This is a genomic window from Nodularia chucula CCY0103 (assembly GCF_963923915.1).
GTDB lineage: Bacteria > Cyanobacteriota > Cyanobacteriia > Cyanobacteriales > Nostocaceae > Nodularia > Nodularia chucula.
In genome coordinates this window covers 1-246 of sequence record NZ_CAWUOL010000264.1, presented here as the reverse complement: position 1 = coordinate 246, position 246 = coordinate 1, and the positions used below count along the sequence as shown (strand labels likewise).

Annotated in this window: 1 protein-coding gene; it reads left to right on the top strand. The window is 59.8% G+C overall.

Annotated elements, in window-relative coordinates:
• Window positions 1–34: 34 nt before the first annotated feature.
• A partial coding sequence (locus ACM0OP_RS24485) for a hypothetical protein (protein WP_414530996.1) occupies window positions 35–246 on the top strand: 212 nt, incomplete at its 3' end.

Genomic DNA, 246 nt, shown 5'->3' with positions numbered 1-246 from the left:
CTCAGCGCTTGTTCGTTGACTAAGGAGAACGTGCATGCGCACGCCCTTTGACCAAGTGTTCCATTACGGCCAGTTGCCGTGTGTGCTGCAGCAGGCCGATTTCGACGAGCTTGCCGACAAGGCAGTTCGGCTCAAAATCGGCAATATGCTGTTGTCGGCAACGGCGACACGCCGCGCGCCGGACTGGCTCAAGCCCGACGGCCTAGCGTTGACGGTGGAGTACTACGAATGCAATGCTGCGGCGAG